Source organism: Rhizobium alarense (genome assembly GCF_021555155.1).
GTDB lineage: Bacteria > Pseudomonadota > Alphaproteobacteria > Rhizobiales > Rhizobiaceae > Rhizobium_D > Rhizobium_D alarense.
This window is the reverse complement of the sequence record NZ_JAKGBU010000161.1, coordinates 1-4,046: the sequence shown is the minus strand read 5'-3', so window position 1 is coordinate 4,046 and position 4,046 is coordinate 1. Positions and strand designations below refer to the sequence as shown.

9 protein-coding genes are annotated in these 4,046 nt (G+C 60.8%); 1 reads left to right on the top strand and 8 read right to left on the bottom strand.

From position 1 onward, the window contains the following. Nucleotides 1-80: 80 nt before the first annotated feature. From LXM94_RS25645 to LXM94_RS25635, 3 genes are all read right to left on the bottom strand, one after another. Nucleotides 81-419 (bottom strand): antitoxin VbhA family protein, encoded by a 339-nt coding sequence (locus tag LXM94_RS25645; protein ID WP_235774693.1) that lies wholly within the window; start codon nucleotides 417-419, stop codon nucleotides 81-83. A 399-nt stretch (nucleotides 420-818) separates the two neighbouring features. Continuing rightward, the gene (locus LXM94_RS25640) at nucleotides 819-1,457 is read right to left on the bottom strand and encodes a recombinase family protein (protein WP_456239091.1); all 639 of its coding nucleotides are present in this window, start codon (nucleotides 1,455-1,457) and stop codon (nucleotides 819-821) included. Nucleotides 1,458-1,482: 25 nt separating this feature from the next. Further along, on the bottom strand, nucleotides 1,483-1,728 hold the full coding sequence (locus tag LXM94_RS25635) for a hypothetical protein (RefSeq protein ID WP_235774689.1): 246 nt from the start codon (nucleotides 1,726-1,728) through the stop codon (nucleotides 1,483-1,485). A 296-nt stretch (nucleotides 1,729-2,024) separates the two neighbouring features. On the opposite strand from LXM94_RS25635, the gene LXM94_RS25630 reads away from it, so the two are divergent. Then, on the top strand, nucleotides 2,025-2,189 hold the full coding sequence (locus LXM94_RS25630) for a hypothetical protein (RefSeq protein WP_235774687.1): 165 nt from the start codon (nucleotides 2,025-2,027) through the stop codon (nucleotides 2,187-2,189). Nucleotides 2,190-2,204: 15 nt separating this feature from the next. Here LXM94_RS25630 and LXM94_RS25625 read toward each other — a convergent pair whose 3' ends face one another. The 5 genes from LXM94_RS25625 to LXM94_RS25605 all read right to left on the bottom strand — a co-directional run. Beyond that, nucleotides 2,205-2,900, bottom strand: a complete 696-nt coding sequence (locus LXM94_RS25625) for a hypothetical protein (protein WP_235774685.1) — start codon at nucleotides 2,898-2,900, stop codon at nucleotides 2,205-2,207. Nucleotides 2,901-2,902: 2 nt separating this feature from the next. Next, nucleotides 2,903-3,094 (bottom strand): carbon storage regulator CsrA, encoded by a 192-nt coding sequence (gene csrA, locus LXM94_RS25620; protein WP_235774683.1) that lies wholly within the window; start codon nucleotides 3,092-3,094, stop codon nucleotides 2,903-2,905. A 128-nt stretch (nucleotides 3,095-3,222) separates the two neighbouring features. Further along, a complete protein-coding gene (locus LXM94_RS25615) occupies nucleotides 3,223-3,489 on the bottom strand; it encodes a hypothetical protein (RefSeq protein ID WP_235774682.1) in 267 nt (88 codons plus the stop codon). Between the two features lie 41 nt (nucleotides 3,490-3,530). Continuing rightward, nucleotides 3,531-3,767 (bottom strand): hypothetical protein, encoded by a 237-nt coding sequence (locus tag LXM94_RS25610; protein ID WP_235774680.1) that lies wholly within the window; start codon nucleotides 3,765-3,767, stop codon nucleotides 3,531-3,533. Nucleotides 3,768-3,821: 54 nt separating this feature from the next. Continuing rightward, nucleotides 3,822-4,046, bottom strand: a 225-nt coding sequence (locus LXM94_RS25605) for a hypothetical protein (protein WP_268965249.1), incomplete at its 5' end; no start/stop codon positions are given.

Sequence of the window (4,046 nt, the reverse complement as noted above, 5' to 3'; positions counted from 1 at the left end):
CCGGGTCAAGTTCAAGCTCGACAATGCGTCGGAAGGTATAGCGGCCTTCGAGGCTTTCGCGCTCCTGGGCGGAAAGCCTCTTATCGCTCGGCGGCTTGCTCATTCGACACTTTCACGAAGTCGGCCAGATCGATTTCACCCGTAATGAACCGCAGCGCTTGTTCCTCATCATCGTCAGTAATCTTGAAACCTTCCAGGCCGACAGATGCCCGCGCATTGATGACGGCTTGCCGGCGACGCTCGCTTTCGGCCGCGCCGATAGAGTGCGCTGAATCTGTCTTGTGGACGTGCTCCACATAGCGATGCATGAATTCGCGGATGAGCTGGGCGGCGGGGCGGTGCTGGCGTTCGGCCGCTTCGTTGAACCGAATCCGAAGCTGCGGCTCAACGCGAATGGTCATAGAAACTTCTTTGCTCACTGGATACTCCTTCCCTGCTGATAGGGTGGTTCGGGGTTCACGAATCGCCCCGGTTCAATGTGTTGCTATTGTACAGTAAATGGCAACACATAGGAAGGCTTAGGCTGCTCTGACGGCAGACAATCGGGTTGTCCCCGCTTCGTCCACGGCCCGCAAGGCGGCTCGGTGACGTAGGGGATGCCCCTTGCATCCCCAGGAATCGGGGAAGCGGTGGGCGAAAGGGGGGGCAACGTCCCAAGGGGTCTACGGCGAGAAGCAAAATCAGGTTTGGCAGTGGGTGGGTCCAGGGCGTTGGAAAGGCAAGGCGTTACCTGGCTTCGGGAGAGCGACCGGGCGCGCTCAGAGCGCTATAGAGTCAAGAGCGGCGCATCCATGCGCCATAGCCTTATGGCGACAGGCCTACGACCTGGCCAGCTGCAGCTTGTCACCATTGGCCGACTTCGCCAATGCGCATATGCGCTTGACCTGGCTCGGGCTGCACCCGGCCAGCCGCGCTGTTTCGTTGATGCTGTTGCCGCCTTGGCGCAGGGCGATAATGCGGGCATGCAAAGCGCGGTTCGGCTTGCGGCCGCTGTAGCGGCCTTCATCCTTCGCCAGCTCGATACCCTGCCGCTGCCGTTCGCGGCGGTCCTCGTAGTCGTCATGCGCCATCTGTAGCGCGAGGCGCAAAAGCATGGCCTGTACCGACTCCAACACGACACGCGCCACACCATCGGCGGCGGCCGCCAGTTCGGACAAGTCCACGATGCCGGGGACGGCGAGCTTTGCGCCCTTGTCGCGGATAGAGGCAATCAGCCGTTCGGCTTCGGCCAGCGGCAGGCGGCTGATGCGGTCGATTTTCTCCGCGATCACGACTTCGCCGGCCTGTAAGTCCTCGATCATGCGCAGCAGCTCGGGCCGGTCGGCGCGTGCGCCGGATGCCTTCTCGCGATACACGGCCGCGACGTAGTAGCCCGCCGCCTGAGCCTCGGCGATGATCGCGTCTTGCCGTCGCAGATCCTGTTCGTCGGTGCTAACGCGGATGTAGACCCGCGCCACGCGCAGGGCGGGGGAGGGGAGCGGCCTAGCCTTCGGCATCCTGCTCGGCCTCGAATTCCAGCATCCGCGCGGCCTCGGGAATCCGTGCCAGCCAGTCCATGCCGACACGCTCGATGGCTTCGGCCATGGTGTAGTTCATATCGGCCAGCCAGTCGGCGCGATTGAGCACCAGGGCGGCCGCCAGCTTCTCGCCAGTGGAGAGGACGCCGAAACCGCCGCGCTTGGCGTCGCGGCTCTTGCTCACGATGTGGTCTAGTTCGTGGTCGCTCACAGCTACTTTCCTCGAAATGGCGGCTATTTTGGGTAATCCCTATTGAGCCCAGCTTATCAGCCCGGCCAACAAATGAAACAGGCAAGTCTAATTGGCTACGGGATTTTTACCCACCCATTTGGGCGAGCTGGGCAGAGCGGGGATGTATGCGCACGATGCAGCGTGGTAAGCTTCCAACCGGTCGCCAATCGCCACCCTGTGCCAACTGGGAAAGATTGGCTCCGCGAGGCACACGCGGGAAACCCGGCTCCGGTCGGGTTTTTTATTGCGCGCAGCACAAGCATGGAGATGGAGAAATGATGGACTTTCTCGACGGTATCATCGTCGTGTGCGCGAAAAGCGTCGGCAGGTTCGCTTTCGGCCTTGCAAGGCTTCTGGTGTACGTCCAGTTTTTCGCACTATTGGTGCTTGTAGCCGGAATGGTCGGCGGCATTGGTTATGTCATCTGGCGCTTGGTCTAGCGCCCACCTGGGGCGCTACGGCTCGCGTCGGTGAACCGGCCGGCCAAGCCCATCCTTCCAGATTAGGTTGTGCGCAAGGCGAACAATTTGGACCGCAGCGAGCCGCCGGTCCTGGGATAACTCAACCCCGTGCCGTCCTGCAATCTCGCCGGCGCGCGCATGCTGCCTGTCCGCATAAGCGGGGTCTTCAACAAACGGATCATCATCACGGTAACCCGACCAGAGATACGGTAGCGCGTGGGCGATGGCTCTAACGTCGCCAGCTGGCCCCTCATGCGGCAGGTAATCTAGGCTAGTCGTTACCAGAGACAGTAGGTCGGCGGCCGCTTCGAGCGCATATCGCGTCTCCAAAACGAATTGATGGCCGCTACTCATCAGCGGCTCGTTCGCATTAGAGGCGCTTTGGGTGGTAGTGGACTCGAGTTCGGCCGCTTCCAGCGAGTTCAATACATCGACGGTACGCTGGTAGCCTCGAATGAACACGAAGGTGGCCGAACTCAAAATCACAAAAGCCACCAGTCGCCACGGCTCATTCCAAACAACCAGAACGTCGTTGAAGAACGGCAGGACAAGGTAGATCATCACCGCAGCGCTGCCGCATGCGGCAAGGAAGTCCCATTTTTTTACCTTGTTCAATTCGGCCTTGAGGTTCACGTAGGCCTGCTCTTGCTCGGCGTTCGTCAGCGGGGCCGCAGTATTCGCGTCTTTCATAGTCATTCCGCACCTACCTGCGCTACTGCATCAAGCTGGTGGATGCGCCGATAGACTTCTTCCCGGTGGACCGGCACGTTTCTCGGCGCGGAAATGCCGAGCCGGACCTGTGAACCTGTGACGGCCAAGACCGTCACTGTGATGTCGTTGCCAATGATCACGACTTCGCCGATATGGCGCGTGAGAATAAGCATGGTTGAGCCTCCTTGTTCTTCGGCCGTCGTTGAGTGCGGCCGTTGTCGAGTTTTTCAGGGATATGGTTGGGTAAAGCGATGGGGCGGGCTTGCCTGAGCTACCTCCTTTCGGCCCTCGCGGGCCGTGGTCACGGTTTGTTCTTGTCGTTCTTCAGCCGGTTGCGAACCGTTTTCCAGTCGTAATAGCTCGGGCTGATTACGATGTTCGGGCTGACCATCACGCCAGATCGCGAGGCGCTGACGCCGACCGAGCCAGACACGGGCATTCCCCCGATGTTGTGCGCTCGGTAGCCGACCGAGCCGGAGTAATACGGGGCGGAGTAGTAGGGGCCTGTTGCGCAGCCCGTGAGGGCGGCGGCAACAGCGGCGAAGGCCAAGCGGGCCGGAGTCTTCATTCTTCGATCCTCGTTCGGTGGGATGCGTTGTGTAGAGGCGGTTACGACAGCTTGATTTCGACAACGCCGCCGTCGCGGCCGTCAACGATGGCGTACAGGTTCACGTCTCTGACTTCGTACTGGCCACCTGGCCCGCCCTTGATGACGTAGCCGGTGCCGCTGTCGTAGTCCAAGGCAACTTCGACCGGGAACGGACACTGGCCCTGCTTCTTAGCCAACTCGTTCTGGTAGTAGTACTTGCTGCTCTTTTTGATCTTGGCGTAAAGCTGCGTCGCCATCTCTAATCCTCGTTGAAGTGGTGGGATTCGTTGTGATTTGACGGCCTGAAGGGCTTACAAGCTGCCCTGTCCGGGTTGCCAAGCGGCTAGTTCGGCGCTGACGACGCCGAAGCCGACATCGCGTAGCAGCTTGAGAGCGGTTCCCGCGTCGATGAAACACCGGGGCTTCTTGTCGGAATGGCGGACCAGCACGACACGTTCACCGGCCCGCGCATCGGCGGTGACAACGAAGGTGCCGCCCTGGCCGATGATCTGCGCGGCCGTGAAGCCGCCCACTTC

Coding starts and splice junctions, on each gene's coding strand:
- LXM94_RS25625 (WP_235774685.1), bottom strand. CDS start 2,900: ATGAAAGACGCGAATACTGCGGCCCCGCTGACGAACGCCGAGCAAGAG.
- LXM94_RS25610 (WP_235774680.1), bottom strand. CDS start 3,767: ATGGCGACGCAGCTTTACGCCAAGATCAAAAAGAGCAGCAAGTACTAC.
- csrA (WP_235774683.1), bottom strand. CDS start 3,094: ATGCTTATTCTCACGCGCCATATCGGCGAAGTCGTGATCATTGGCAAC.
- LXM94_RS25615 (WP_235774682.1), bottom strand. CDS start 3,489: ATGAAGACTCCGGCCCGCTTGGCCTTCGCCGCTGTTGCCGCCGCCCTC.
- LXM94_RS25630 (WP_235774687.1), top strand. CDS start 2,025: ATGATGGACTTTCTCGACGGTATCATCGTCGTGTGCGCGAAAAGCGTC.